20 protein-coding genes and 3 pseudogenes are annotated in these 26,287 nt (G+C 72.9%); 5 read left to right on the top strand and 18 right to left on the bottom strand.

Annotated features, from left to right (window positions below; genetic code table 11):
• Positions 1–28: 28 nt before the first annotated feature.
• Together C5N14_RS07030 and C5N14_RS07025 are read right to left on the bottom strand one after the other, a co-directional pair.
• Positions 29–1,210: an acetoin utilization protein AcuC gene (locus C5N14_RS07030; RefSeq protein ID WP_117666974.1), complete on the bottom strand. Its 1,182-nt coding sequence runs from the start codon at positions 1,208–1,210 to the stop codon at positions 29–31.
• Positions 1,211–1,371: 161 nt separating this feature from the next.
• On the bottom strand, positions 1,372–2,220 hold the full coding sequence (locus C5N14_RS07025; RefSeq protein ID WP_117666610.1) for a sulfurtransferase: 849 nt from the start codon (positions 2,218–2,220) through the stop codon (positions 1,372–1,374).
• 97 nt (positions 2,221–2,317) lie between these two features.
• Here C5N14_RS07025 and C5N14_RS07020 point away from each other — a divergent pair, with 97 nt between their 5' ends.
• Positions 2,318–2,998, top strand: a complete 681-nt coding sequence (locus tag C5N14_RS07020; protein WP_243639230.1) for a metal-dependent transcriptional regulator — start codon at positions 2,318–2,320, stop codon at positions 2,996–2,998.
• 90 nt (positions 2,999–3,088) lie between these two features.
• On the opposite strand, the gene C5N14_RS07015 is transcribed toward C5N14_RS07020, so the two are convergent.
• The 8 genes and pseudogenes from C5N14_RS07015 to nrdR all read right to left on the bottom strand — a co-directional run bounded on the left by C5N14_RS07015 (position 3,089) and on the right by nrdR (position 11,691).
• The gene (locus tag C5N14_RS07015) at positions 3,089–3,640 is read right to left on the bottom strand and encodes a hypothetical protein (RefSeq protein WP_117666606.1); all 552 of its coding nucleotides are present in this window, start codon (positions 3,638–3,640) and stop codon (positions 3,089–3,091) included.
• 81 nt (positions 3,641–3,721) lie between these two features.
• Positions 3,722–3,964 carry a DUF5522 domain-containing protein gene (locus C5N14_RS07010; RefSeq protein ID WP_117666604.1) on the bottom strand — a complete coding sequence of 81 codons (243 nt, stop codon included), beginning with the start codon at positions 3,962–3,964 and terminating at the stop codon, positions 3,722–3,724.
• Between the two features lie 289 nt (positions 3,965–4,253).
• Positions 4,254–5,912: a hypothetical protein gene (locus C5N14_RS07005; protein ID WP_128763523.1), complete on the bottom strand. Its 1,659-nt coding sequence runs from the start codon at positions 5,910–5,912 to the stop codon at positions 4,254–4,256.
• A gap of 496 nt (positions 5,913–6,408) precedes the next feature.
• Complete coding sequence (locus tag C5N14_RS32885) at positions 6,409–6,930, bottom strand: hypothetical protein (RefSeq protein ID WP_243639229.1); 522 nt, start codon at positions 6,928–6,930, stop codon at positions 6,409–6,411.
• Between the two features lie 218 nt (positions 6,931–7,148).
• Positions 7,149–9,584, bottom strand: a pseudogene (locus tag C5N14_RS34110) (vitamin B12-dependent ribonucleotide reductase); the annotation flags it as partial.
• A 177-nt stretch (positions 9,585–9,761) separates the two neighbouring features.
• Positions 9,762–10,643 (bottom strand): annotated as a pseudogene (locus C5N14_RS34105) (LAGLIDADG family homing endonuclease); the annotation flags it as partial.
• A pseudogene (locus C5N14_RS34100) lies at positions 10,644–11,111 on the bottom strand (vitamin B12-dependent ribonucleotide reductase); the annotation flags it as partial.
• A 64-nt stretch (positions 11,112–11,175) separates the two neighbouring features.
• On the bottom strand, positions 11,176–11,691 hold the full coding sequence (gene nrdR, locus C5N14_RS06990) for a transcriptional regulator NrdR (protein ID WP_117666598.1): 516 nt from the start codon (positions 11,689–11,691) through the stop codon (positions 11,176–11,178).
• A 577-nt stretch (positions 11,692–12,268) separates the two neighbouring features.
• On the opposite strand from nrdR, the gene lexA reads away from it, so the two are divergent.
• Complete coding sequence (gene lexA / locus C5N14_RS06985) at positions 12,269–13,054, top strand: transcriptional repressor LexA (RefSeq protein ID WP_117666596.1); 786 nt, start codon at positions 12,269–12,271, stop codon at positions 13,052–13,054.
• A 162-nt stretch (positions 13,055–13,216) separates the two neighbouring features.
• Here lexA and C5N14_RS32020 read toward each other — a convergent pair whose 3' ends face one another.
• Both C5N14_RS32020 and hflX read right to left on the bottom strand, forming a co-directional pair.
• The gene (locus C5N14_RS32020) at positions 13,217–14,989 is read right to left on the bottom strand and encodes a hypothetical protein (RefSeq protein ID WP_165878042.1); all 1,773 of its coding nucleotides are present in this window, start codon (positions 14,987–14,989) and stop codon (positions 13,217–13,219) included.
• 166 nt (positions 14,990–15,155) lie between these two features.
• Complete coding sequence (gene hflX / locus C5N14_RS06980; RefSeq protein WP_117666594.1) at positions 15,156–16,607, bottom strand: GTPase HflX; 1,452 nt, start codon at positions 16,605–16,607, stop codon at positions 15,156–15,158.
• Positions 16,608–16,813: 206 nt separating this feature from the next.
• Here hflX and C5N14_RS06975 point away from each other — a divergent pair, with 206 nt between their 5' ends.
• Entirely contained in the window at positions 16,814–18,280 is a 1,467-nt protein-coding gene (locus C5N14_RS06975) for an NAD-dependent malic enzyme (protein WP_117666592.1), read from the top strand.
• 51 nt (positions 18,281–18,331) lie between these two features.
• Here C5N14_RS06975 and dapF read toward each other — a convergent pair whose 3' ends face one another.
• The 3 genes from dapF to C5N14_RS06960 are packed head-to-tail and all read right to left on the bottom strand — an operon-like array spanning position 18,332 to position 20,833.
• Entirely contained in the window at positions 18,332–19,171 is an 840-nt protein-coding gene (gene dapF / locus C5N14_RS06970; protein ID WP_117666590.1) for a diaminopimelate epimerase, read from the bottom strand.
• Between the two features lie 7 nt (positions 19,172–19,178).
• Positions 19,179–20,117 (bottom strand): tRNA (adenosine(37)-N6)-dimethylallyltransferase MiaA, encoded by a 939-nt coding sequence (gene miaA, locus C5N14_RS06965; RefSeq protein WP_117666588.1) that lies wholly within the window; start codon positions 20,115–20,117, stop codon positions 19,179–19,181.
• On the bottom strand, positions 20,114–20,833 hold the full coding sequence (locus tag C5N14_RS06960; protein ID WP_117666972.1) for a hypothetical protein: 720 nt from the start codon (positions 20,831–20,833) through the stop codon (positions 20,114–20,116). Before C5N14_RS06960 ends, miaA begins: the two co-directional genes overlap by 4 nt.
• Before the next feature lie 202 nt (positions 20,834–21,035).
• Between C5N14_RS06960 and C5N14_RS06955 the strand changes: the two genes are divergently transcribed.
• Positions 21,036–22,244 (top strand): DUF349 domain-containing protein, encoded by a 1,209-nt coding sequence (locus C5N14_RS06955; protein ID WP_117666587.1) that lies wholly within the window; start codon positions 21,036–21,038, stop codon positions 22,242–22,244.
• A gap of 238 nt (positions 22,245–22,482) precedes the next feature.
• On the opposite strand, the gene miaB is transcribed toward C5N14_RS06955, so the two are convergent.
• Complete coding sequence (miaB, locus tag C5N14_RS06950) at positions 22,483–24,054, bottom strand: tRNA (N6-isopentenyl adenosine(37)-C2)-methylthiotransferase MiaB (RefSeq protein ID WP_117666585.1); 1,572 nt, start codon at positions 24,052–24,054, stop codon at positions 22,483–22,485.
• A gap of 51 nt (positions 24,055–24,105) precedes the next feature.
• Between miaB and C5N14_RS06945 the strand changes: the two genes are divergently transcribed.
• The gene (locus C5N14_RS06945; protein ID WP_117666583.1) at positions 24,106–24,339 is read left to right on the top strand and encodes a DUF2277 family protein; all 234 of its coding nucleotides are present in this window, start codon (positions 24,106–24,108) and stop codon (positions 24,337–24,339) included.
• A gap of 186 nt (positions 24,340–24,525) precedes the next feature.
• Here C5N14_RS06945 and C5N14_RS06940 read toward each other — a convergent pair whose 3' ends face one another.
• Together C5N14_RS06940 and selD are read right to left on the bottom strand one after the other, a co-directional pair.
• The gene (locus tag C5N14_RS06940; protein ID WP_117666581.1) at positions 24,526–25,005 is read right to left on the bottom strand and encodes a hypothetical protein; all 480 of its coding nucleotides are present in this window, start codon (positions 25,003–25,005) and stop codon (positions 24,526–24,528) included.
• A gap of 290 nt (positions 25,006–25,295) precedes the next feature.
• Complete coding sequence (gene selD / locus C5N14_RS06935; protein ID WP_117666579.1) at positions 25,296–26,285, bottom strand: selenide, water dikinase SelD; 990 nt, start codon at positions 26,283–26,285, stop codon at positions 25,296–25,298.
• Positions 26,286–26,287 lie beyond the last annotated feature (2 nt).

Genomic DNA, 26,287 nt, shown 5'->3' with positions numbered 1-26,287 from the left:
CTTCGGTCCCCTCCCCGGGTGCGCCGGCTCAGTCGCGCGGGTCGTGCGGGTCGAGCCCGAGCAGCGGGAACACCGCCTTGCGGCTGGCCGCGATGGCCCGGTCCACCGAGTTCGGCTCGCCGGTCGGCTGCCACGGCTCGTACGCCGGGTCGACGTCGTCGGTCATCCGCAGCGGCACCTCCCGGCCGGGCCGGCGCTCGGCGGCCAGCCGCCGCCAGCCGGGCGGGGTCGGCGTCGCCGGGTCGACCGGGTCGCCGGTGGCCACCGCCAGCAGGTGGGTCCACGCCCGGGGCACCACCTCGACCAGGGCGTACCCGCCGCCGCCGGTGGCCACCCAGCGACCCTCGCACAGCTCGTCGGCGAGCGCCCGCAGGGCGAGGTAGGTGGCCCGCTGACCGTCGACGGAGAGGCGCAGGTCGGCGAGGGGGTCGATCCGGTGCCCGTCGGCCCCGCACTGGGTGACGAGGATCTGCGGCCGGAACACACGCAGCACCGACGGCACGATCGCGTGGAACGCGCGCTGCCAGCCGGTGTCGTCGACGCCGGGCGGCAGCGGCACGTTGACGGCACTGCCCTCCGCGCCGGGGCCGCCGGTCTCGTCGGGGAAGCCGGTGCCGGGGAACAGGGCCAGCGGGGTCTCGTGCAGGCTGATCGTGAGCACCCGGGGGTCGTGGTAGAAGGTCTCCTGCACGCCGTCGCCGTGGTGCACGTCCACGTCCACGTACGCGACCCGCTGCGCGCCGAGGTCGAGCAGCCGGGCGATGGCCACCGCGGGGTCGTTGTAGACGCAGAAGCCGGCGGCCCGGTCCGGCATGGCGTGGTGCAGCCCCCCGGCCACGTTGACCGCGCGCCGGGCCTCGCCCCGCCAGACCGCCTCCGCGGCGGCCACTGTGGCCCCGGCGATCAGCGCGCTGGACTCGTGCATCCCGTCGAAGACCGGGTTGTCCGAGGTGCCCAGCCCGTAGCCGGCGAAGAGCGGGTCGCGGGGGGCGCGCCGGACCGCGTTCAGGTAACGCGGGTCGTGCACCCGGGTGAGCAGTGCGTCGTCGGCCGGCTGCGGGGCGACCAGGCGGACCCCGGGCCGGTCGAGGACACCCAGCTCGCGGGCGAGCGCGACGGTCAGCTCCACCCGGACCGGGTCGAGCGGATGGTCACCCATGTCGTAGGCGAGCAGGGCCTCGTCCCACACCACCACCGTGTCCTCGGACATGGGCTCATCGTCGCACGAGCACCGGCGGTAGCCCATCACACGCGCTGGCCCGCGGCCGGTGTCGTGCCGGGCCGGAGCGCCGCCCCGGGCGAGCTGACGGCCCGGCGCGGCGGCGGGCGGCCGGGCGAGCCGACCGACCGGGTGGGCCGCAGCCCCGGCGATCAGCCGCCGGTGGCCACGGGGCGGGACGGGTCGGCCACCCAGTTGCTCCACGATCCGACGTAGAGCGCGGCGTCCGGGCGGCCGGCGAGGTGCAGGGCGAGCACGGCCTGCGCGGCGGTCACCCCGGAGCCGCAGTACGCCCCGACCGGCGCGGCGTCGCTGACCCCGGCGGCGGCGAACCGGTCCCGCAGCACCGCCGCGGCGGGGAACCGCCCGTCCGGCTCGACGTACCCGCCGGCGGGCAGGTTCACCGCGCCCGGGACGTGCCCGGCGACGGGGTCGACCGGCTCGGCCTCGCCCCGGTAGCGCGCCGCGGCCCGCACGTCGAGCAGCACCCCGGAGTCGGCGGCGGCGAGCGCGGCGGCGGCGCCGGTGTCCAGCACCGGCAGCTCCCCCGGCCGGACCGGCACGTCGCCGGGCACCGGGGCGGGAACCTCGGTGGACACGGGCAGCCCGGCGGCCACCCAGGCCGGGAAGCCGCCGTGCAGCAGCCGCACCGGCCGGTGCCCGGCCCAGCGCAGCGTCCACCAGGCACGGGCGGCGGCCATCCCGTCGCCGCCGTCGTACACGACGACGGGGTGACCGGCGCGGACCCCGGCGGCCCGCAGCGCGGCCTGGAGGGCGGCGGGGTCGGGCAGCGGGTGCCGGCCGGCGGCTCCGGGCGGCCCGCACAGGTCGGTGTCGAGGTCGACGAAGACCGCGCCGGGGAGGTGGCCGGCGGCGTAGTCGTCGCGGCCGGGCGGGCCGGCGAGCCGCCAGCGGACGTCGAGCAGGGTGGGCGGGTCGGCGTGGTCGAGCTCGGCGGCGAGCCGGTCGGCCTCGACCAACGGTTCCTCGGTACCGGACATGCCGTCCAGTCAACACCATCCGGGCAGCCGCCTCGCGTTTCACCTGCGGGGGATGTCCGACGGCCGGGGTACCATCGACCTCGGGAGGTCCGCTGCCGTGAATGACCTGGTCGACACGACCGAGATGTACCTGCGCACCATCCTCGAGCTGGAAGAGGAGGGGGTGCCGCCGCTGCGTGCCCGCATCGCCGAACGGTTGAGCCAGAGCGGTCCCACCGTCAGCCAGACCGTCGCCCGGATGGAGCGCGACGGGCTGCTCACCGTCGAGGGCGACCGGCACCTGACGCTGACCGCGCTGGGCCGTAACGCCGCCGTGTCGGTGATGCGCAAGCACCGGCTCGCCGAGTTGCTGCTGGTCAACGTCATCGGGATGCCCTACGAGGAGGCCCACGAGGAGGCCTGCCGGTGGGAGCACGTGATGAGCGACGCGGTGGAGAAGCGGGTCTACGACCTGCTCAACCGCCCGACCCGCTCGCCCTACGGCAACCCGATCCCGGGGCTGGAGGAGCTGGGCACCCCGGAGGCGCAGGCCGACGGCAGCGAGGGTGAGCGCAACCTGGCCTTCCCCGGGCTGTCCGGCCAGGTGGTGGTGCGACGCATCTGCGAGAGCGTGCAGACCGACGCGGGGGTGCTACGCCAACTGCACGCCGCCGGGGTCGACCCGGGGGCCACGGTGACCGTTGCCCAGGAGCGCGACGGCGTCTTCATCGACCGCTCCGGCGACCGGATCCGGCTGCCCCGCGAGGTCGCGTCCCGGGTGTTCGTCGCCGCCCGCTGATCCCCCTGCCGCTGGCCCTCTGCGCTGTCCCTGCCGCGCCCGGTCGGTTGCCGGGCGGCCCCACGCCGCCGGCCCGCCCGGGTCGAGGGCTCACAGGGCCCGGGTGTCGACCGTCTTCGCCAGGCCCACGAGCCGGTCCGCCAGCTCGTCCGCGGCGGCGCGGTCGGCGCCCTTCGGCAGCGTCCAGCGCAACGTGGCGAGCCGGCCCCCGGCGGCCAGCCAGCCGACCTCGGCGACCGGCCCGTGGCCGTCGGCGGCGTTGGCCGTCCGCCGGTAGCCGGCCTGGCCCAGGTTGCCGGCCTTGCGGGCCCCGCCCGGCAGCACGTCGGCGGTGAAGCCCGCCGCGTCGATCGAGGTGTCGCTGACGGTGAGGGCCAGCTCGGGCAGCAGCACCCGCTCCGCGCGGACCACGCAGGTGTGCGTGTCGCCGCGCGAGCTGGACGCCGCCACGTCGAACCGTTCCCCGGTGTGCTCCTCGATCACCGCGAAGTCGAGCAGCCGACACGCGCCGCCCGAGGAGGCCGCCGGGACGTCGAGCACGACCGGCTCGGCCCGAGGCACCGCCACCGGCTCGGGGTCCTGGGCGGCGCACCCCGCCACCATCAGCACCGCCACGCCCGCGAGGCAGATCCGACCGCGCACGCGCCACCTCCGCAGTCCCCGGCGGGCTCCCGCCGCTTGTCGTCGGACACCGTACGGGCTGTCCGCGTTGGACGGAAGCCCTCAGTCGGTCACATAGGGGCAGTGCCGGCAGCCGCGTCCGCAGCAGGTGCCCCGCCGGGCCAGGAAGCCGGCGGTGAGCACGAACAGCCCGGTGTCCGGGTCGAGATAGCCGGCCTCGCCGGTGGCCAGCGCGGCGGCGTGCGCGGCCAGCACCCGCTCCCGGTGCGGGTGCTCCGGCGACAGCCGGGACGGGTGCGGCTCGGTCAACGGCCGGGGCGCCAGCGGCAGCCGCTCTCCACTCACCGCAGCAGTGTAGGAAAAGGCCTCGGTCCACGCCCGGCGTCACCGACCAGCTCGGCGAACGTGGCCAGCATGGCCCGCTCCAGCGGCTTCTCCCGGGCGGCGGGCCGCCCGATGTCAGTGACCCGGAGTCGATCAAGAGACCAACGGAGGCACGATGTCATCGACATTGCGCTTCCGTTGCCTCCGGACACCCCGATGTCACTGACCTCGTGTCGAGAGCCCCGGGCGCGCCATCGCCCGGGGCTCGCGACCTTCTGTACTGGTGCAGTGAAAATATTCGGGGTATGCACTATTCCTGGTCGCTGGCCAGGTCCGGTGACGCAGCGAGGGAGCAGACGAGTACACGACCGTCCAGGGTGCCGATCGCGAGGCGGCCTGGACTCAGCCGGACAAGTGAGAGCGGGACGACGCGGTGGCCGTTGACCCGCAGCTCCTGCCGAGCCTGCACCGCGCCGTCCTCCGCGCGTAGGAGCACAAGTTCCCCTGAATTGAACGTGACGTAGACAAAGTCGCCGTCGGCGTCGAGCGCAGTGGCCTGATGGTCGGCCGTGAAAACCCATTGCAGCTCACCGGTCGGGTAGGCACGGCGAACCACGAAGGCCTTCCCCGGCAGCAGGCCCGCACCGTCGTGGACTGCGCCGGTGTGCACGAGCGCCGGTCCGGACCGGTCGTCGAGGTACGCACCGCAGCCGCCGAACAGGTGGCCTGCGCGCGAGGCATCCCATTCGAGTGGGAACAGGCGTCGTACTGAGCCCTCGGGTACATCGACGGCGACCACCCACTTGTCTTGCCAGGGCTTGTCTGCCCGGCCCTGGAGGAACGGCAGGTCCGGCGCATACCGGATGTCGAAGAAGTGGTTAAACAGGTCATACCGGCCGAGACTGACGGTTGCTGCAGGCGCACCGTCCGGCGATCGAAGCGTGATCTCCTCGGGCGTCGCCTGGCCGGTGTGCTCGGTGCCGCGCAGCGCCCACCAACCGTCGGCCCGGGACACCACGATCGCAGGCCAGGCGGGCTCGTGGATCGTCTCGACCGCACCGGTATCCAAATCGACCTGGGCCACGACGCTCGGATCGATCGTCCACCGCCGGTCTTCGAATCGGCGCGCTGTCTGCGTCACCGCCAACGCCGTCCGCCCGTCCGGCAGCACGTTCACCTGGCAGCCCGCCCCATCGGTCGGCAGTCGCCACAGCGGTTCCTCCGCTGCCGGAGACCAGGATTCAAGGCGGACTCCCTCAAGCGCGGCGATGATCCGACCGTCGGGTAGCGAATCCACCGCCCACACCCCGCGTCGGACCTTCCAATTCAGTCCACGTTGCCGGCAGAGCCGCTCGATGATGGTGGCGGCGAGCGCCAGGTCGGTCCGCGGTCCATCCGGAACCGGCGTCTCCCCGTAGGGCATCCGGAGCATGGCGGTGGTTGCGCGATCCCAATCGTCGCGCTGAATCGAACACGCGAGGGACGTCGTCCCAAAGCGCTGCTCGTCTTCGTCGCAGGGAATGGCCAGCACCAGATCAAGTGTCTGCGGATTGCCCCACGTGACCTGTCGGACCTCACGGGGATAGGTGAGCACCGACACCGTGGTACCGGTGCTCAGGTTCAGCAGGAGCAGTTCACCCTCGTAGGCCCATCCACCGTCATACGCGCCGGTGCCGATGGCCACCAATGGCAGCGTCGGGTGGAATGCGATCGTGTTCGCGGGCCAGCGAGTCGTGAAGTGGGTCACACAGGCCAGGTCGCCGGACCGGTACACCGCCGCCGGATACCAGCCTGAATGTGGTCGGGACCGGCCGGAGACGTCACGTCCCTGCCACTGGGGTCGGACGAGCGCGCCAGCGACCACAATGACCTCGCCGTCAGGGTGAGTGGCGACGACGCGTGGTTGGCCGATCTCACGGAACGGACCAGCGCCCAAGACTCGATCCGTCCGGATCTCGAAGGCGCTCACCGGACAGAGGCGGGTTCGATTCTTTCGATCATGGCTGGAATGATGCCGTCCCTACCCGCGAACGGCAAGGCCGCTCCGGGTCGGCAGCCAAGTCGTCGAACTCCACCAGGTGCGTGACGTAACTGTGGCGTAGGCAGTGCAGGTCAAGCTCGGAAGGCAGGCCGGCGGCGTCACGGGCGGCCTCGAACGCCGCGTTGATCCTCCGCCGCGCCAATCGACCTCAGCGCTCCGTAACCCACATGGCGGGATGGGCACCGGGTGAGAAGGCCGGCCGAAGCTTCACCCAGCCAGTGCTCCAGCACAGGAACGATCCAGTCCATCTCCGGAATGGTCAACACGGTCCGGCGCTTCGGCGGGCTGCCGTTCGAAGACTTCCCGTACCGGACGAACACCGCTCCGTGCCGCCCGAATGCCGGTGCCTTCGGGTTGTGCCGGAAGTCAGCCAGATCCAGGCCCCACGCCTCTCGACGACGAAGGCCGAACGCGTAGATTGTCTTCAACAGCGCGGCGTCCCGCAGCGCGGCCAGCGCACCCTTGCGCCCCGCGAACGGATCACTCCCACCCGCGCATCGGCGGCGTCGAAGAGTGCCTGCACCTCGTCATAGGTCAAGGGACGGCGGTGCGGCTGCCCCTCGTACTCGGTGACATGCACGATCGTGTTGGCCTCATGGAAGATCTGCGACGGTGCCTGGCCAAAACGCTGGTGGCATACCATCGGCCAGGAGTACCGCGCATCCGTGACGTACTCCATGAACAGCCGAAGCGTGGTCTGATAACCGCGCGCGGTGGACACCACGATTGGCCGCGGCCCGGACCGCAGATGATCGAAGAACGCCTCAACCTCCGCGGGGCGCCACTGCCACGGGTACTGGTTGGAAAACTCGACCAGCCGGCGCACCAACGCCACCCGCGCCGCGATGGTGTCCGCCTTCAAAAACCGAGCACGCTGCTGCGTCTCCCAGCCCTCCACCATCGCGACGAACACCGCCGCCGCCGGATCAAGATGGGACAACCCCATCAGGCAGCAGCGCCGCCGCAGAACCCGGCAAGTGAGCACTACCCCGCACGTTGCACTCAACGCAACATCGTTGAATCAGTTACGCGGGCCTACAGCGGATCCCTTGCTCCACCACGGAAGAGGAGCCGGGACAACACCCGACTCCCCTTCCGTTCCAACAACTCTCACACTCGATCAGTGAGTGCCGAATGTTGCCTCAGACGCAATTCGGCCCAGTTTCAGCTACAGCCGCTGGTGGAGCCGCAGCCCTCGCAGACGTAGCAGCTACCCGCCGGGCGCATCTTCGTGCCGCAGGTGAAGCAGAGCGGCGCGTCGGCGGCCTTGCCGATCACGGCCTCCAGCAGTTCGGTGCTGGAGCCGACCGACGGCGCCGGCTTGGCGGCGGCGACGTCGGCGACCTCCCGCGCCGGCTGGGCGACGGGGCCGGTCTTCGTCTCCGGCGCCTCGACCGGGGCGGAGGAGGCCATCGCGGTCAGCTCCGCACCGCTGACCGACGCACTCTCCGCCTCCGCCTCGGCCCGCAACTGGGCGGCCCGCTCCTTGGCGGTGAAGATGCCCAGCTCCGCGCGGCGCTCGTACGGCAGGAAGTCCAGGGCCAGGCGGCGGAAGATGTAGTCCATCACCGAGGCGGCCATCCGCACGTCCGGGTCGTCGGTCATGCCGGCCGGCTCGAAGCGCATGTTGGTGAACTTGCTGACGTACGTCTCCAGCGGGACGCCGTACTGGAGGCCGATCGAAATGGCCACCGAGAAGGCGTCCATCACGCCGGCCAGGGTCGAGCCCTGCTTCGACATCTTGAGGAACACCTCGCCGAGGCCGTCGTCCGGGTACGACGACGCGGTGAGATACCCCTCGGCACCGCCGACGGAGAAGCTGACCGTCTGCGACGGGCGCTTCTTCGGCAGCCGCTTGCGCACCGGGCGGTACTCGACGACCTTCTCCACCACCGGCTCGACGGCAGCGGTCGCGGCCGGGGCCTCGGCCACGGCCTTGTTCGGCTTGGCCACGGACAGCGGCTGGCCGACCTTGCAGTTGTCCCGGTAGATGGCCAGCGCCTTGAGACCGAGCTTCCAGCCCTCGAAGTAGATCTTCTCGACGTCCTCGACGGTCGCCTGCTCCGGCATGTTGACCGTCTTGGAGATGGCGCCGGAGATGAACGGCTGGACGGCCGCCATCATCCGCACGTGCCCCATCGGCGCGATGGACCGCTCGCCCATGGCGCAGTCGAAGACCGGGTAGTGCTCCGGCTTGAGGCCGGGGGCGTCCACCACGTGGCCGTGGTCGGCGATGTGCTCGACGATCGCCTCGACCTGCTCCTCGGGGTAGCCGAGGCTGCGCAGGGCGCGCGGGACGGTCTGGTTGACGATCTGCATCGAGCCGCCGCCGACCAGCTTCTTGAACTTGACCAGCGCCAGGTCCGGCTCGACGCCGGTGGTGTCGCAGTCCATCATCAGGCCGATGGTGCCGGTCGGGGCGAGCACGCTGGCCTGCGCGTTGCGCCAGCCGAACTTGTCGCCGACCTTGTTGCCCTGGGTCCACTGCTTGGTGGCCTCCCGCTGGATGGCGGTGGCCACGGTGCCGGCCGGCTTGATCGCGTCGTTGGCGGCGGCGTGCTTGCGCATGACCCGCTTGTGCGGCTCGGCGTTGCGGGCATAGCCGTCGTACGCGCCGACGATGCCGGCCAGCTCGGCCGAGCGGCGGTACGCGGTACCGGTCATCAGCGAGGTGATCGCGGCGGCGACCGAGCGGCCCTGCTCCGAGTCGTACGGCAGGCCCGACGCCATCAGCAGCGCGCCGAGGTTGGCGTACCCGATGCCGAGCTGCCGGTAGGCGCGGGTGGTCTCGCCGATCTTCTCGGTCGGGAAGTCGGCGAAGCAGATCGAGATGTCCATCGCGGTGATGACGAACTCGACCGACCTGACGAACTTCTCCACCTCGAAGTTGCCGTCGGCGCGGAGGAACTTCATCAGGTTGAGCGAGGCCAGGTTGCACGAGGAGTTGTCCAGGTGCAGGTACTCCGAGCACGGGTTCGACGCGGTGATCCGGCCGGTCTCCGGGCAGGTGTGCCAGTCGTTGATGGTGTCGTCGTACTGGAGGCCGGGGTCGGCGCACTCCCAGGCGGCCTGCGAGATGGTGCGGAACAGCTTCTTGGCGTCGATGGTCTCGATGGTCTGCCCGTCGAGCCGGCCGCGCAGGTCGAAGCCGCCGCCGCTCTCCACCGCCGACATGAACTCGTCGGAGACCCGGACGGAGTTGTTGGCGTTCTGGTACTGCACGCTGACGATGTCGTTGCCGCCGAGGTCCATGTCGAAGCCGGCGTCCCGCAGCGCGCGGATCTTGTCCTCCTCGCGCGCCTTGGTGATCACGAACTCCTCGATGTCCGGGTGGTCCACGTCGAGGATGACCATCTTGGCCGCGCGCCGGGTGGCCCCGCCGGACTTTATGGTCCCCGCGCTCGCGTCCGCGCCGCGCATGAAGCTGACCGGGCCGGAGGCGGTGCCGCCGGAGGAGAGCAGCTCGCGGGAGGAGCGGATCCGGGACAGGTTGACCCCGGAGCCGGAGCCGCCCTTGAAGATCAGCCCCTCCTCCTTGTACCAGTCGAGGATCGAGTCCATCGAGTCGTCGACGGCGAGGATGAAGCAGTTGTGCACCCGGAGGTTGCCGGCGAGGAACTCGCCGCTCTCCGTCTGGATGTCGTAGACCTCCATCGTGCCGAGCGGCTCGACGTGGTCGATCTCCAGCCGCTTGACGTCGTTGGCCGGCCGACCCGGCTTGGCGAAGCTTTGTTCGAGCTTGGCCATCTTGTCGGCGCCGATGAACCCGATGTGCGTGGCGAACAGGTCCCGGTCGCCGTCGTTCTGGATCCGGACCGACCAGCAGTCCTTGCGGTCCGGACGTGGGTCCGGCTTGTGCCCGACGCGGGAGAAGATCCCGAAGCGCAGCAGCAGGCTCTGCACGCCACGGATCAGCTTCTCCGAGATCATGTCCACCGCGACGAGCGTCGACTGCTCGCGCGCCGAGACGTAGCCCTCGGCCTGGAAGATGCTGCGCAGGTACGCCGCCACGACCGGCAGCGGCGCGGTGAAGAGTTGCTCCGGCACCTCCATCCCGACGCCGCGCGTGAGCAGGTCCCACTTCTCCACGAACGGACGCAGGCGCTCGCCGTAGAGGCGGGTACGCCGACAGTCCAGCTCGTCGCTCTGCGTCGCCACCGTGCGCTCGTGCCGGTGAGCGCCGCCGAAGATCTCGTCGAGGGTACCGGTGACCCAGTCCAACTCGTCGTCGTTGACCGTCATCGCCTCGATCGTCAACGACCGGTTCGTGCCCTCGTCGTACTGACCCACGAACCCGTCGGACTGCAACCAGCCGGCGAGCGCGGCTTCGCGGATCTCCCGCAGGTCGATCTCGCTCTCGCCGTAGGCGTACGTGCGGTGCCACTCGAGTTGGTCGCCAGCCGTCAGCGTGCCGGCCTCGACCCAACGGCCCGTCCCGTCACCCGTGCTCTTCCACACCACGTGGTCCGGCGTGACGTCGAGCCGGTAACCCGCCTTGGTGTGCAGCCGGATGACCTCGCGCACCCCGTTGGCCTTGACGGCGACGATTTTGGTCAGGCTGTTGCCGTCGTACACCTTGGTCCCGACGGCGTTCTCTTCGACCAGCTTGCCGATTGGCACCAGCCCGCTGGGCGTGCTGACCAGCGAGTCGTACGGCAGGCACGCGGATACCTGCTGGGGCGACGGCGTGCCGACGTTGAACCAGACCGGCGAGTTGAAGCTGAACACCTGGTGCAGCAGCATCCAGGTCAGCTCGTGGGCGAACACCTCGGCGTCGGCCTGGGTGGCGAAGTAGCCGTGCTCCTCACCGGCCTTGCGGTAGGTGCTGACCACCCGGTCGATGAGCTGCCGCAGCGACCACTCCCGCTCCGGGGTGCCCACCGCGCCCCGGAAGTACTTGGTGGTCACGATGTTGGCCGCGTTGACGCTCCAGGACTCGGGGAACTCGACCCCGCGCTGCTCGAAGTTGATCGAGCCGTCCCGCCAGTTCGTCATCACGATGTCGCGACGTTCCCACGTCACCTCGTCGTAGGGGTGGACCCCGTCGGTGGTCCACACCCGCTCGATCTTCAGCCCCGCGCCGGCCTTCGTCCGCGTCCGGCTGGTTGTCACGCCGTCCCCCGCCATCTCATCCGCCCCCTCGTCTGCGCGGTCACCCGCCGCGCGTCGAACTGTCAAAAACCAGAAGAAATCAGTTGGTACGGCCAGCGGCCCCCGCCGCCGCCCCGGCGTCGCCGTCCGCCCCGGCGCCCTCCCGGGCGCGGGCGGCGGCCCGCAGTGTCTCGATCTCGCGCTCGAAGTCGGCCAGCGAGTCGAAGGAGCGGTAGACGCTGGCGAAGCGGAGGTACGCCACCTCGTCCAGGTCCCGCAGCGGGCCGAGGATCGCCAGCCCCACGTCGTGGCTGGGGATCTCGGCGGCCCCCCTGGCCCGGACGGTCTCCTCGACCTTCTGGGCGAGCAGGGCGATCGAGTCCTCGTCGACCGGTCGCCCCTGGCACGCCTTGCGCACCCCGCCGCTGATCTTGGTGCGGCTGAACGGCTCGGTCACCCCGCTGCGCTTGACCACCGCGAGCACCGCCTCCTCGACGGTGGTGAACCGCTTGCCGCACTCCGGGCAGGACCGCCGTCGACGGATCAACTGGCCGTCGTCGGCCTCCCGCGAGTCGACGACCCGGGAGTCGGCGTGCCGGCAGTACGGGCACCGCATCGCCTGACCTCCTTCATCGACGGCGGGCACACCGGGCACCCCCGGACGCGCGGAACCACGGCACCGGTCCCCGCGCGGGGACCGCCACCGGGTGCGGTAGCAGGGAGTGCGGTCGGTAGTCGAACCCAACCTGTAGGCGACTTACGCCCATGTGACTACTACATCTAGGGGTCGACCGTATGCGCCCGGCGAACCGAAATCAAGTTCGCCGGCATGCCCGGCGCGTCATCAGGATCACGTCGCACACTCCCCCTCCCCGGCTCGCCGAAAGCCCCAACGCGGGACCGCTCCCCCCGGTCACGGCCGACCCGCCGAGGCCCGGGAAACCCGGGCCGGGAACGCCGGGACTCGAACTGACGTTCGAGAGCCGCGTACCATTTACCAGAACAGGCGTTCGGATTTCCTGCTTTCCCGCTCCGACACGCCGGTGAAGGTCGTACAGATGTTTGAAAATGACCGATCCCACCTATACGGTCAAGAACAACCGGGCGCGGGTGGTTCCATCCCGACCGGTCGCCATACCCCCGCACGCACCACGAGCCGCCGAGGCACCCAGCGCCGACCAGGGAGGACGGACGTGACCGAGGACCGGGCCAGCCGGCCGAAGAACCCGCAGCAGATCGCCGAGGCGGGTCCGCCGGCCACTCGGCGCCCCCGCGCCGCGCGCAGCCGGACCGGGCAGCCGGCCGTGCGCCCGGTCACCCCGGTGGTCAGCAGCTTTCCCGACCCGGCCACGGTCGACCTCACCGCCCGGCAGCGCCGCATCCTGGAGTTCATCCGCAACTGGGTCGAGCGGCACGGATACCCGCCGAGCGTGCGGGAGATCGGCGAGGCCGTCGGCCTGGTCTCCCCGTCCAGCGTCGCCTACCAGCTCAAGGAGCTGGAGAAGAAGGGCTTTCTGCGCCGCGACCCGAACCGGCCGCGCGCGGTGGACGTCCGGGCCCCCAGCGACGTGATCGACGACGAGGCCAGCCGCTCGCAGCGGCCCACCCCGGCGTACGTGCCGATGCTGGGCCGGATCGCCGCCGGTGGGCCGATCCTCGCCGAGCAGGCGGTGGAGGACATCTTCCCCCTCCCCCGCGAACTGGTGGGCGAGGGCGAGGTCTTCATGCTCCAGGTCAAGGGCGACTCGATGCTCGACGCCGCGATCTGCGACGGGGACTGGGTGGTGGTCCGGCAGCAGCCGACCGCCGACTCCGGCGAGATCGTCGCGGCGATGCTCGACGGCGAGGCGACGGTCAAGACCTACCGCCACCGGGACGGCCACGTCTGGCTGATGCCGCAGAACCCGGCCTTCGACCCGATCCCCGGCGACGACGCCACCATCATGGGCCGGGTCGTCGCCGTCCTGCGCCGGATCTGACCGCCCCCGGGCAGCGGTCGCCACGGCGGCCGTTGCCCGGGCGACCGCCGCCCCCGACGGGGCCTCGGCGACGATCGTCGACCATGCGGCCGAACGACCGGGCCCCCCGGGATCCGTGGCCGCACCGGGCGGTCACTCAGTCAGTGGTCAGTCAGTGGTCAGTCAGTAGCGGTCGCCGCGATACTCGCGACCGCTGCCGGGCGGCGGGCCACCGTAGCCGCCCGGCCCGTCGTCAGGCCCGCCCTCACCGTGCCGGCCCGCGCGGGGGTCGCGGGGATCCCGAGGGTCCCGCCCCCGTCGGGGCGGTTCGGCCCGCCCGCCGCCGGGTTCGGCCCGCCCGCCGCCGGGTTCGGCCCGCCCGCCGCCGTAGGCCCCGCCGCGCACCGGCCGGCCGTCCCGGCCGGGCTGCCTCCCGCCGGGTTGCTGCCCCCCGCCGGGGGGGCCGCCGGCGGGCTGTCCGCCGCCGCCGTACACGCCGCCGCCGGCCGGGCGGCCCCCACCACCGCCGCCGTAGACCCCGCCGCCCTGGGGACGGCCACCGCCACCGGCGGGCCGGCCGCCACCGCCACCGTAGACCCCGCCGGAGGAGGCCCGGGCCGGGCCGGCGGTCGCCGGGGCCCCGCCGTAGCCGCCACCGCCGGCCGGCGCGCCGCCGTAGAACCCGCCCCGCGAACGGTCCCCGTCCCGTGCACGGCCCCCGCCCGGCGGCGGGCCGTCGGCGGGGCGGCCGTAGCCGCGCTCGGCCGGGCCGTCGTCAAGCGGGAACTCGTCCCGCTCCGGCCCGTCGGGGCCGGCCTTCGGGTCGTCGGCCGGGGCGGGGCGCTTGCGTGCCCGCACGATGCCGACGATGCCCGCGCCGACCATCAGCGCGCCGACCACGCCGACTGCGGCGATCAGGTAGGTGATCTCGTCGAGGCTCAGCCCCTCCATCCAGGACTTCTCCGCCGCCGGCTTCGGCGGGCCGCCGTCGCCACCGGTCAGCGCCTCGGCACCGGTGCTGGCGGGGGTGTAGCCCAGGATGTCGATCGGGTCGTCCGGGGCCAGTTCCCCGCCGTCGGAGACGGTGACGAACGACTTGCCGTCCGGGGTGTAGGAGATCGCCTCGCCGAACGGGTCCGTCAGCGGGGTCACCCGGGGCTTGCCGCCGGTCAGCGCGCCGACGATGTCGCCGTCGGAGACGTCGTACTCGAAGGCGTCCGCGTACGTGCGCAGCACCACCTTCGTGCCGTCCGGGGACCGGGCGGCACCGGTGATCGCGACCCGGCCGATCGTGTTCAGCACGTTCGGGGTGTTCGTCTTCGGCAACGAGACCTCGCCGACCCCGGTCATCGGCACGGGCTCGGTGTCGCCGGTCCTGAGCGCGCCCGACGGGGCGAATATCTGGGCCTTGCCGCTGGCCACCTTGGTGATGATCAGCGGCTTTCCGTCGTCGCCGATCAGCAGCGCCTCGGCGTCGTGCGGCTTGCCCTGCGGGTAGGAGAGCCGGTGCAGCACCGGCTTGGCCGACCCGTCGGCCGGCATGCTCCACACCGCCACCCGCTCCCGCCGCTGGCTGCTGGTGATGTTGTCGCCGGTGTCGGCGATCCACAGCTTCTTGCCGTCCGGCGAGAGCGTCAGGTCCTCGGTGTCGAACGGGCCGTTGCCGGAGTAGCGGACCGGCTCCCTCGCCAGCTTGCACTTGGTGTCGAGGAAGAACACCCGCTTGCGGCTCTCGACGTCGGTGCCGTCGTTGATCACGACGTAGCCGCTCTTGGTCGCCACCAGGCCGGAGAGCTCCCGCAGTCGTTCGTCGGTCACCGTGCAGCGCTTCTTGCCGGGGGTCGGCTGAGGTGCGGCGGCCCCCGGTGCGGGCGCGGCCAGGGCGGCTCCGGAGAGCGCCACGGTCGCCCCGATCAGGCCGAGGGCAACCGTGACCGAGGAAACAGCACGGCGCATGGAGTCAGTGTCGCATGTCTGGATGAACAGCAGGGTCACGCCGGGACGCCGACGTTGAGTCGCCACTCACGCCCGCCGCCGCATCAGGGACGTGGCCTGCGCGCCGCCACCGGCCCGCACGCCGGGCGCATCCCGGGAGCCGGCGCGCCGGCTCCCGGGACACCGCTCACCGGGTGCGGGCGACGACGGGTGCCTCGTCGGCCGCGTACGGGGTGAGCTCGGCGGCGAGCGCCGCGCCGACCCGCACGTGCAGCAGCGTGCCCTCGGGCAGGTGGGCGGTGCTGAGCACCTCGCCCTGCCGGTGCACCCGGGCCACCAGGTCGCCCCGGTCGTACGGGAGCACCGCGCGGACCTCCACCGCCGGGCTGGGCAGCCGCTCCTCGATGGCCGCCCGCACGCCGTCGATCCCCCGCCCCGAGCGGGCCGAGGCGAAGACGGCGTCCGGCCAGAGCCGCTTGAGCCGCAGCAGGGTCTCCTCGTCGGCCGCGTCGGTCTTGTTGACCACCAGCAGCTCGGACAGCCGGTCGGCGCCCACCTCGGCGAGCACCTCGCGGACCGCCCGGACCTGCTCCTCCGGGTCCGGGTGGGTGCCGTCGACGACGTGCACCACCAGGTCGGACTCGGCGACCTCCTCCAGCGTCGAGCGGAACGCCTCGACGATCTGGTGCGGCAGGTGCCGGACGAAGCCGACCGTGTCGGAGAGGGTGTAGATCCGGCCGTCGGCGGCGGTGGCCTTGCGGGTGGTCGGGTCCAGGGTGGCGAACAGCGCGTCCTCCACCAGCACCCCGGCCCCGGTGAGCCGGTTGAGCAGGCTGGACTTGCCGGCGTTGGTGTAGCCGGCGATGGCCACGGCGGGCACCGAGTTGCGGGAGCGGCGGGCGCGCTTGGTCTGGCGTACCGTCCGCATGCCCTTGATCTCCCGGCGCAGCCTGGAGATGCGGTGGCGGATGCGCCGCCGGTCGGTCTCCAGCTTGGTCTCACCGGGACCGCGCACGCCCACGCCGCCGCCCGCGCCGCCGCCGCGGCCGGAGCCACCGGTCTGCCGGGACAGCGTCTCGCCCCAACCGCGCAGCCGGGGCAGCAGGTATTGCAGCTGGGCCAGCTCGACCTGCGCCCGGCCCTCCTTGCTCTTGGCGTGCTGGGCGAAGATGTCGAGGATCAGCGCCGTGCGGTCGACCACCTTGACCTTGGTGCGCTGCTCCAGGTTCCGTAGCTGGGACGGGGACAGCTCCCCGTCGCAGATCACCGTGTCGGCGCCGGTGGAGAGCACCACCGAGCCGAGGTCGTCGACCTTGCCCCGGCCGATGTAGGTGGCCGGGTCGGGGCGGCTGCGGCGCTGGATCAGCCCCTCCAGCACCTGCGATCCGGCCGTCTCGGCCAGCGCCGCGAGCTCGGTGAGGGAGTTCTCGGCGTCGGTCTGGCTGCCCTCGGTCCAGACCCCGACGAGGACGACCCGCTCCAGCCGGAGCTGGCGGTACTCGACCTCGCTGATGTCGGTGAGCTCGGTGGAGAGGCCAGGGACCCGCCGCAGCGCCTGCCGCTCTGACAGCTCGAACTCGCCGGTGGTGGCGTCGAGCTCATCGTCCGAGAAGGGTACGTAGGTCTCCTGGTCGCGCAAGCTGCGCCTCCTGACCGTTCTGTAGCGGAGCGACGGCTTTCCGTCGCGTACGAGCAATCCTGACACGTGACAACGCCGGACGCACCCGCTATATGCCCGTAGCGAAGACCACCAAAAGTGGGGGCGAATGCGACGCGACCTGTGCGGGCGAGTAGAAATGCGGGGCGACATACGACCGGCCGATCAGCGTTGACGGAGGCATTCCCGTGGCCATCACCCGACTTCCGAGTGCCGGGTTCTCGATCACCATCCGGATCGCGGTGCCCGCGGACGCCTCCTCGATCGGCCGGCTGACCACCTCGGTCGGCGAGGCCGGGGCGATCGTCACCGCGCTGGACGTGGTCGACTCGGACCCGACGCACGTGCTCGTCGACCTGACCTGCGACACCGCCGACGCCAGCCACGCCGACCAGGTGGTCGACGCGCTCACCGCGCTCGACGGGGTGGACGTCCGCAAGGTCTCCGACCGCACGTTCCTGCTGCACCTCGGCGGCAAGATCGAGGTCAGCTCGAAGGTGGCGCTGCGCAACCGCGACGAGCTGTCCCGCGCGTACACCCCGGGGGTGGCCCGGGTCTGCATGGCGATCGCGGAGAACCCGGCGGACGCCCGGCGGCTCACCATCAAGCGCAACACGGTCGCGGTGGTCAGCGACGGCTCGGCCGTGCTCGGCCTGGGCAACCTCGGGCCGGCCGCCTCGCTGCCGGTGATGGAGGGCAAGGCGGCGCTGTTCAAGCGGTTCGGCGGGGTGGACGCCTGGCCGGTGGTGCTGGACACCCAGGACACCGACGAGATCGTGGCGATCGTCAAGGCGATCGCGCCCGCGTACGGCGGGATCAACCTGGAGGACATCGCCGCCCCGCGCTGCTTCGAGATCGAGGCCCGGCTGCGCGAACTGCTCGACATCCCGGTCTTCCACGACGACCAGCACGGCACTGCGATCTGCGTGCTGGCCGCGCTGACCAACGCGCTGCGCGTGGTGGGCAAGCAACTCGCGGACGTCCGGGTGGTCGTCTCCGGGGCCGGCGCGGCCGGCACCGCGATCATGAAGCTGCTGCTGCGCCAGGGCGTCGGCGACATCATCGCGTACGACCGGCAGGGTGCCCTGCACCGCGGCCTGACCGGGCTCAACCCGGCCTGGCAGTGGCTGGCCGAGAACACCAACAAGGAGAACTACTCCGGCGACCTGCCCGGGGCGGTGCGCGGCGCGGACGTGTTCATCGGGGTGAGCGCGCCGAACCTGCTCACCGGCGACGACATCGCCACCATGGCCAAGGGCTCGATCGTCTTCGCACTGGCCAACCCGGACCCGGAGGTCGACCCCCGGGAGGCGCGCAAGCACGCCGCCGTGGTGGCCACCGGCCGCTCCGACCAGCCGAACCAGATCAACAACGTGCTCGCCTTCCCGGGCGTGTTCCGGGGCATGCTGGACGCGCACGCCGAGGAGTTCACCGAGGAGATGGCGATCGCCGCGGCCCGGGCGATCGCCGACGTGGTCGGCGAGGACAAGATCAACCCGACGGTCATCGTCCCCAGCGTCTTCGACTCCCGGGTCGCCCCGGCGGTGGCCGCCGCCGTGCGCGCCGCCGCCCAGTCCCCGGCCCCGCCCCCGGCCGCCGACCCGGGCCCGTCCGACCTCCCGGAGATCGCCGCCACCGCCAGCGCCACCCCCTGACCTCCTGACCCCCCTGCCCCCAATTTTGGCCCGGCCAAAGGGGGCAGGGGGTCAGGAGGGGGGGAGGGTTATGGTGCCGGTGGCGATCAGGAGGGCTGGGCCGGCGAGCCAGCAGGAGTCGTCGGTGACCGTGACCGTGAGGCGACCGCCGGGGACGTCGACCGTCGCCGTGCCGGTGTCCCGGCCGGCGTCGCGCAGGGCGACCGCGGCGACCGCGCACGCGCCGGTGCCGCAGGACAACGTCTCGGCGGATCCCCGCTCGTAGACCCGCATGAGCACGTGGACGTCGGTGCCGCCGACGGGGTCGCCGGGGGCGGTGAACTCGACGTTCACCCCGCAGGGGAAGACCCCGGCGTCGAACACCGGCGCCCGGGTCAGGTCCAGGCCGGCCAGGTCCAGGCCGCCGGGAAGGGCGCAGACCAGGTGCGGGTTGCCGACGTCCACGGCGGTGCCGGGCAGGGTCAGCCCGCCCAGGGCGGCGGTCGCCGCGGCGTACGGCCGGGGGCGGCGCATCTCGACCGAGACCGTGTCGCCCTCGACCAGCGCGCGCACGACGCCGGCCCGGGTGGCCACCGGCAGCGCCGCGCCGGACGGCGTGGCCAGCCCGGTCTCCAGCAGGTAGCGGACGAAGACCCGGGCGCCGTTGCCGCACATCTCGGCGACCGACCCGTCGGCGTTGCGGTAGTCCATGAACCACTCGGCGTCGCCGGCCAGCGCGGCGCCCTCGGGGTGCTTGGCGGCCCGCACCACCCGCAGGACGCCGTCCGCGCCGAGGCCCCGCCGCCGGTCGCACAGCGCCGCGACCATCCCCGGGGTCAGGTCGAGTGCGCCGTCCGGGTCGGGAAGGATGACGAAGTCGTTGCCGGTGCCGTGCCCCTTGGTGAACTCCACGCCCCCATCATCGCGCAGCGGCGGAGACGAGCCGCAGGGCGTCGGCGACCAGGCCCGGGGCGGCCGAGTCCAGCCAGTGGATCCGGGGGTCGCGGCGGAACCAGGAGCGCTGCCGGCGGACGAACCGGCGGGTGGCCCGGACCGTCTCGTCGTGCGCCTCGGTCTCGGTCAGCTCTCCGGCGAGCAGGCGCAGCACCTGGTGGTAGCCGAGCGCCCGGCTGGCCGTGCGGCCCTCGGGCAAGCCGCGCCCGGCCAGGGCCCGGGTCTCGGCGACCAGGCCGTCGGCCCACATCCGGTCCACCCGAAGCGCGATCCGCTCGTCCAGCGCCGTGCTGTCCAGGTCCACCCCGAGCTGCACGGACGGGTAGTACGGGGTGGGCTCGGGCAGGGACGCGGTGAACGGCGCCCCGGTCAGCTCGATCACCTCCAGGGCTCGGACGATCCGCCGGCCGTTGCCGGGCAGGATGCCCTCGGCCGCGGCCGGGTCCGCCGCGCGCAGCCGCGCGTACAGGGGGGCCGGGCCGGCCTCGGCCAGCTCCGCCTCCAGCCGCTCCCGCACGGCCGGGTCGGTGCCGGGGAACTCGAACCGCTCCAGCACCGCCCGCACGTACAGGCCGGAGCCGCCGACCAGCAGCGGCACCCGGCCCCGGGCCAGGACGTCGTCGACCGCCGCGCGGGCCAGCCGCTGGTACTCGGCGACGCTGGCCGGCTCGGTCACCTCCCAGATGTCGAGCAGGTGGTGCGGCACGCCCTCCCGCTCGGCCGGGGTGAGCTTCGCGGTGCCGATGTCCATCCCCCGGTAGAGCTGCATCGAGTCGGCGTTGACCACCTCGCCGTCGAGGGCGTGCGCGAGGGCGATGCTCAGCGCCGACTTGCCGGCGGCGGTCGGCCCGACCACCGCCACCACCGTGCCGCCCGGTGCGCCGCCCGGGTCCGCCGCACTCACGCCGGCTCCCAGTTGGCCACCAGGTAGGCGACGCCGTAGGGCGCCTCGTGGTGGCCCAGTTCGCCGCGCCAGTCGCCGCCCGCCGCGCGGACCGCTCCGGCCAGCACCTGCCAGGGCGCCCGGCCGGCGACGCTCAGCTCCGCCGACAGCGCCGGGTCCAGGCCGAGCAGGGCCTCGGCGTCCGCGTCGGCCAGGGCCCCGGCCACCCCGTCGTCGTACACCCGCGCGCGCGGGTCGTCGTAGCCGGGCGCCTTCGTCCCGCGGCAGGCCGAACCGTCCCCCAGCACCAGCAGCGCCATCCGGTGGTCCGCCGCCCCGACCAGCTCGGCGCCGAGTCGGGCGCACTCCTGCGGGGACGCGTCGGCGGCGATCGCGTGCGCGAACCGGGGCAGCTTGGTGCCGGTGCGGCCGAGGAGCCACGCGCCAATCGTCAGGCTCAGCGGGAGGCGCTCGCCCCCCGCGCAGTTGACCCGCCACAGCCGCACGTGCCGGTCCACCCCGTACGGCCGCAGCGAGCCGTAGTCGGCGGACCGTAACGACAGGGTCCGCGGCCCGGCGCCGACCAGCGTGATCGCGTCCGGCCCGGCGGCGAGCAGCCGGGCCACCGCCGCGGCGCAGGCGGCGCGGAGTCCGTCCAGCTCGCCGGCGGCGGCGCCGGCCACCTCCGGCACGATCAGGGGCGGGTGGGGACAGACTGCGGCGGCGACCAGAGGCACCCGTTCACCGTAGCCGGACCCACCGGTGCGTCCCCGCACCGATCCGGTCGTCCGGGGCCTAGGACACCGTATGGTCACGGTCGACGACAGGCGCTCGACGCGGACGGGGTCGGACCTGTGACAATGCCGGGAGTAACTTGGCTGCGCCGTGGCGGCGATCGCGGGTCTGTCCCGTCGACGCCGGGAGAACGAGGATGGGCACATGAGCGACTGGACGGCCTTCGGACGGGTGGACGCGGACGGCACCGTTTACGTCAAGACCGCCGAGGGCGAGCGGGTGGTCGGATCCTGGCAGGCGGGGGCCCCCGAGGAGGGGCTGGCCCATTTCGCCCGCCGCTTCGCGGACCTGGTCACCGAGGTGGACCTGACCGAGGCACGGCTCAACTCGGGTGCGGCTGACGCCGGCGGATCGCTGGCCACCATCCGCCGAATCCGCGCCTCGCTGGCCGAGGCGCACGTCGTCGGCGACATCGACGCGCTGGCCGCGCGGCTGGAGAAGCTCGCCGCGGTCGCCGAGGAGAAGGCCGGCGAGGCCCGCGCCGCCAAGGACGCGGCCCGGGTCGAGGCACTGGCCCGCAAGACCGCCCTGGTGGAGGAGGCGGAGAAGCTGGCCGCCGAGTCGACCGGCTGGAAGACCGCCGGCGACCGGCTCAAGGAGATCCTCGACGAGTGGAAGACCGTCCGTGGGGTCGACAAGAAGACCGACGGTGAGCTGTGGAAGCGCTTCGCCGCCGCGCGGGACGCCTTCACCCGCCGCCGGGGCGCCCACTTCGCCACCCTGGACTCGCAGCGCAAGCAGGCGCAGCAGGTCAAGGAGGAGCTGGTCGCCGAGGCGGACAAGCTGAAGGAGTCCACCGACTGGGCGGCCACCGCCAACCAGCTCAAGGACCTGATGACCCAGTGGAAGGCGGCCCCGCGCGCCTCCAAGGAGGCCGAGCAGAAGCTCTGGGAACGGTTCCGGGCGGCCCAGGACGCGTTCTTCACCCGGCGCAGCGAGGTCTTCTCGGCCCGGGACAACGAGCAGCGGGCCAACCTGGAGCGCAAGCAGGCGCTGCTCGCCGAGGCGGAGGCGCTGGACATCGACAGCGACCCGAAGGGCGCCCAGGCCAAGCTGCGGGACATCCAGGCGCAGTGGCACGAGGCCGGCCGGGTGCCACGGGAGGCCGCCGCCGGGCTGGAGCGCCGGCTGCGCGCGATCGACGACAAGGTCCGCGAGGTGATGGACTCCGCGTGGCGGCGGACCACCAAGGAGGACAACCCGCTGCTCGCCCAGATGCGGGTGCAGGTCGCCGAGGCCGAGGATCGGCTGGCCCGGGCCCAGGCCGCCGGCGACGCCCGGCGGGTCAAGGAGGCCGAGCAGGCGCTCGCCTCGAAGCGCCAGTTCCTCCAGCTCGCCGAGCAGGCCGGCTGACCCAACCTCACCCCCGGAAGCCCCCGCCCGCCCTCGCGGACCGGGGGCTTCCGCCGTCCCACGCCCACCCCGCGCCCACCCCGCGCCCGGGCAGCGGCACCCGCAAATTCAGAGAAAGCGTGGTCTCGCCAGCGCTGTTAGGCCCTCTTTCTGAGAATTTGCGCGGGCGCCGGCAAGATCACGGTCTGGCCCTCCGGACGTTGGTCGGGGCCCGCCGGCGCGGCGGGCCCCGACCGCGTCAGTGGGCGGCGCAGCCGGTCGTCGGCGCGGGCGCCGCGGCCGGCGCGCCGATCGTGGGCAGCCCGAGCAACACCCCGGGGGTACGCGGGGAGCGGCCGGCCTCGGCGGCGTCGCCGGCCCGGGTACGGCGGTGCGACAGCGGCTCGCCGTCGGCGTTGAGGTGGTGCGGGGCGGCGTACGTGACGGTGGTGTGCACGATGTCCCCCGGGCGGATCCGCCCGGCGAGGGACCCCGCATCGCCGGGCTGGTCGTTCGCTCCGGCTACGCCCGTCGCGCCGAGTTGGCCGTTCGCTCCGGCTACGCCCGTCGCGAAGTGCACCAGGCGGCCGTCGCGGGCCCGGCCGGACATCCGGCCGGTGCGCTCGTCCTTGCGGCCCTCGCCGACGGCGACCAGCACCTCGACGGCCTCGCCGACCAACCGCTTGTTCTCCGCCCAGGTGATCTCCTCGACCGTGGCGATCAGCCGCTCGTACCGCTCCTGGACCACCTGCTTGGGGAGCTGGCCGTCCATCGTCGCGGCCGGGGTGCCGGGGCGCTTGGAGTACTGGAAGGTGAACGCCGAGGAGAACCGGGCCTCGCGGACCACGTCCAGGGTGCGCTGGAAGTCCGCCTCGGTCTCGCCGGGGAAGCCGACGATGATGTCGGTGGTGATCGCCGCGTCCGGCATCGCCGCCCGCACCTTTTCGATGATCCCCAGGTACCGCTCCGACCGGTACGACCGGCGCATCGCCTTCAGCACGTCGTCGGAGCCGGACTGCAACGGCATGTGCAGCGAGTGACAGACGTTCGGGGTCTCGGCCATCGCGGCGATCACATCGTCGGTGAAGTCCTTCGGGTGCGGGCTGGTGAACCGGACCCGCTCCAGCCCGTCGATCTCGCCACAGGCGCGCAGCAGCTTGCCGAAGGCGTACCGGTCGCCGAACTCGACGCCGTAGGAGTTGACGTTCTGCCCGAGCAGGGTCACCTCCAGCACGCCCTCGTCGACCAGGGCACGGACCTCGGAGAGGATGTCGCCGGGGCGGCGGTCCTTCTCCTTGCCGCGCAGGGCGGGCACGATGCAGAACGTGCAGGTGTTGTTGCAGCCCACCGAGATCGACACCCAGCCGGCGTACGTCGACTCGCGCCGGGTCGGCAGCGTCGAGGGGAAGACGTCGAGGGATTCGAGGATCTCCACCTCGGCGGCGGCGTTGTGCCGGGCCCGCTCCAGCAGCACCGGCAGCGAGCCGATGTTGTGCGTGCCGAAGACCACGTCCACCCAGGGGGCCTTGCGGAGGATGTCGCCGCGGTCTTTCTGGGCGAGGCAGCCGCCGACGGCGATCTGCATCCCGGGATGCCGGTCCTTCACGGGGCGCAGATGACCCAGGTTGCCGTAGAGCCGGTTGTCGGCGTTCTCCCGGACGGCGCAGGTGTTGAACACCACCACGTCGGGGTTGTCGTCGGCCTCGGCGACACGCACGTAGCCGGCCTGTTCCAGCAGGCCGGAAATGCGCTCGGAGTCGTGCACGTTCATCTGGCAGCCGTACGTACGCACCTGGTAGGTGCGCGGGCTGCCCGCGGCTGCGGTAGTCATGACCCGGACAGCGTATCCGGGCGAGCCGATCGATCCGAACGAGGAGGAGCCGTGTGCCGAAGCATCAAGACCTTGCGTGAGCCGTACGTGCCGGAGGTGACCCGGGCCGACGTCGAGGCGGCGGCGTTGCAGTACGTCCGGAAGATCTCCGGTTTCCGGGCGCCGGCCGCGCACAACGCGGCGGCGTTCGACGCGGCGGTGGCCGCCGTCGCCGAGGCCACCGCGACCCTGCTGGACCAGCTCGTGGTCCGCGGCGGTGGCCAGCAGCCGGCCGCCCGAGGCTGAGCCGGACGGGGCCCGCCCCGGGCGGGCCGCACCCGGGCCGGGCCCTTCGCCGCGACCCGGCTGCGGTGCCGCCGGGAGCCGGCAGGGTGCCGCCGGACGGCCGGCTGGGGCGTGCCGGGCTCCCGGCCACGGTGTCGAGGGGCGGCGACGGCCGCCTCCCGGTCCACCCGGCGGGGCCCGGCCCGGTCAGGCGGCGGCCAGGGCCGGGACGACCGAGTCCGGGGCCCACCTGGAGCGGTGGCACCGCGACCAGCCCCGGCAACCGGGGTGGGCCAGCGTGCAGAGGCGCTGGTTGCCCAGCACCTCGCCGTCGTCGGTCTCGGCGACGTCGAAGTGCACCGGGCGGATCGTGCCGTCCGGCGCGACCAGCAGGTGCCGGCCGGCGTCGAGGGTGTCGTCGCGCAGCAGGCAGTTGCGGCCGAGCAGCCGGGCCAGCGCGGCGACGCCGGGCAGCTCGGGCAGACTCTCGGGCACCCCGTAGCAGTCCACGATCGTGCCGAACTCCCCCGGCGCCTCCCAGACGTCGCAGATCACCGCGTACGTGGGCAGCCGGGCGGGGTCGGCCACCGCGAGCGGCATCACCACCCGCCCCAGGGCCTCGGCCAGCGCCGGGTAGACCTCCACCGGGGGTACCCCGTCGATTCTCCAGTTCCACAGCTCGGTCATGCCGCCTCCTCGCTGCGTTCGTCCCACCGGCCTCCGGATCGGGCCTTAATGACGATGGTGGGGGGCATATGACCTCAGCCGGGGGCAAGTTACCGGTCTGTGACCATTCCGGGCAAAATTTCCTGACCCGCCATCGCGGAGAGTGGCGGGAAGATGACAGTTTATCGGGTATTGTTGCCCGTCCGGCACCCCGACACCCCACCCACTCCACTCCGGCCCGGCACCATTACCCGGCCCGGCTAGGCCCGGCCCGGCACCATTGCCCGGCTCGGCGACCTGCCCGGCCCGGCTCAGCGCAGCACGACGAGGTGCTCGCCGCGCGGCAGCAACTCGCCGATCACCGTGGCCCCCGGCAGCTCGCCGGCGACCAGCAGCCCGCCCGAGGTCTGGGCGTCGGCCAGCAGCAGCCGCTCCGCCTCGCCGGCCGCGCCGAAGTCCGTCCACGGCACGACCCAGTCCAGGTTGCGGCGGGTACCGCCGCTGACGTACCCGTCGCGGACGGCCTCCCGCGCGCCTGGCAGGTACGGCACCCGGGCGGCGTCGATCGCCACCGTGAGCCGGCTGGCCCGGGCCAGCTTCGAGGCGTGCCCGAGCAGCCCGAACCCGGTCACGTCGGTGCCGCAGCGGACCCCGGCGGCGACCGCCGCGCGGGCGGCGTCCCGGTTCAGCGCCGCCATCGAGGCGACCGCCTCGGCGAACCGCTCCCCGGTGGCCTTGTGTCGGGTGTTGAGCACCCCGACGCCGAGCGGCTTGGTCAGCGACAACGGCAGCCCGGCCCGGCCGGCGTCCAGGGTGATCAGCTCCTCGGGCCGGACCACGCCGGTGACCGCGAGGCCGTACTTCGGGCCGTCGTCGTCGACGCTGTGCCCGCCGGCCAGGTGGCAGCCGGCCGCCCGGGCCACGTCCTGGCCGCCGCGCAGCACCTCCCGGGCCAGTTCCAGCGGCAGCCGCTCGCGGGGCCAGCAGAGCAGGTTGAGCCCGACGAGCGGGGTGCCCCCCATGGCGTACACGTCGGAGAGCGCGTTCGCGGCGGCGATCCGGCCCCAGTCGTACGCGTCGTCGACGACCGGGGTGAAGAAGTCGGCGGTGCTGACTAGGCCGGTCCGCTCGTCGAGGCGGACCACCGCGGCGTCGTCGCCGTGGTCCAGGCCGACCAGCAGCTCGGCCGTGCCGCTGGCGGGGCCGAGCCCGGCCACCATCGCCTCCAGCTCGCCGGGCGGGATCTTGCACGCGCACCCGCCGCCGCGGGCGTAGTCGGTCAGGCGCACCGGTTCGGTCATCC

Source organism: Micromonospora sp. MW-13 (genome assembly GCF_003434305.1).
GTDB lineage: Bacteria > Actinomycetota > Actinomycetes > Mycobacteriales > Micromonosporaceae > Micromonospora.
Note: the sequence above shows the minus strand (reverse complement) of the source record. Positions and strands in the feature narration are given on the sequence as shown.

Bases quoted from the DNA above. Each gene is read 5' to 3' on its own strand.
- C5N14_RS07030 (WP_117666974.1), bottom strand. From the start codon at position 1,210: ATGTCCGAGGACACGGTGGTGGTGTGGGACGAGGCCCTGCTCGCCTAC.
- C5N14_RS07025 (WP_117666610.1), bottom strand. From the start codon at position 2,220: ATGTCCGGTACCGAGGAACCGTTGGTCGAGGCCGACCGGCTCGCCGCC.
- C5N14_RS32885 (WP_243639229.1), bottom strand. From the start codon at position 6,930: ATGGGGTTGTCCCATCTTGATCCGGCGGCGGCGGTGTTCGTCGCGATG.
- nrdR (WP_117666598.1), bottom strand. From the start codon at position 11,691: ATGCGGTGCCCGTACTGCCGGCACGCCGACTCCCGGGTCGTCGACTCG.
- C5N14_RS32020 (WP_165878042.1), bottom strand. From the start codon at position 14,989: ATGCGCCGTGCTGTTTCCTCGGTCACGGTTGCCCTCGGCCTGATCGGG.
- C5N14_RS06955 (WP_117666587.1), top strand. From the start codon at position 21,036: ATGAGCGACTGGACGGCCTTCGGACGGGTGGACGCGGACGGCACCGTT.
- miaB (WP_117666585.1), bottom strand. From the start codon at position 24,054: ATGACTACCGCAGCCGCGGGCAGCCCGCGCACCTACCAGGTGCGTACG.
- C5N14_RS06940 (WP_117666581.1), bottom strand. From the start codon at position 25,005: ATGACCGAGCTGTGGAACTGGAGAATCGACGGGGTACCCCCGGTGGAG.
- selD (WP_117666579.1), bottom strand. From the start codon at position 26,285: ATGACCGAACCGGTGCGCCTGACCGACTACGCCCGCGGCGGCGGGTGC.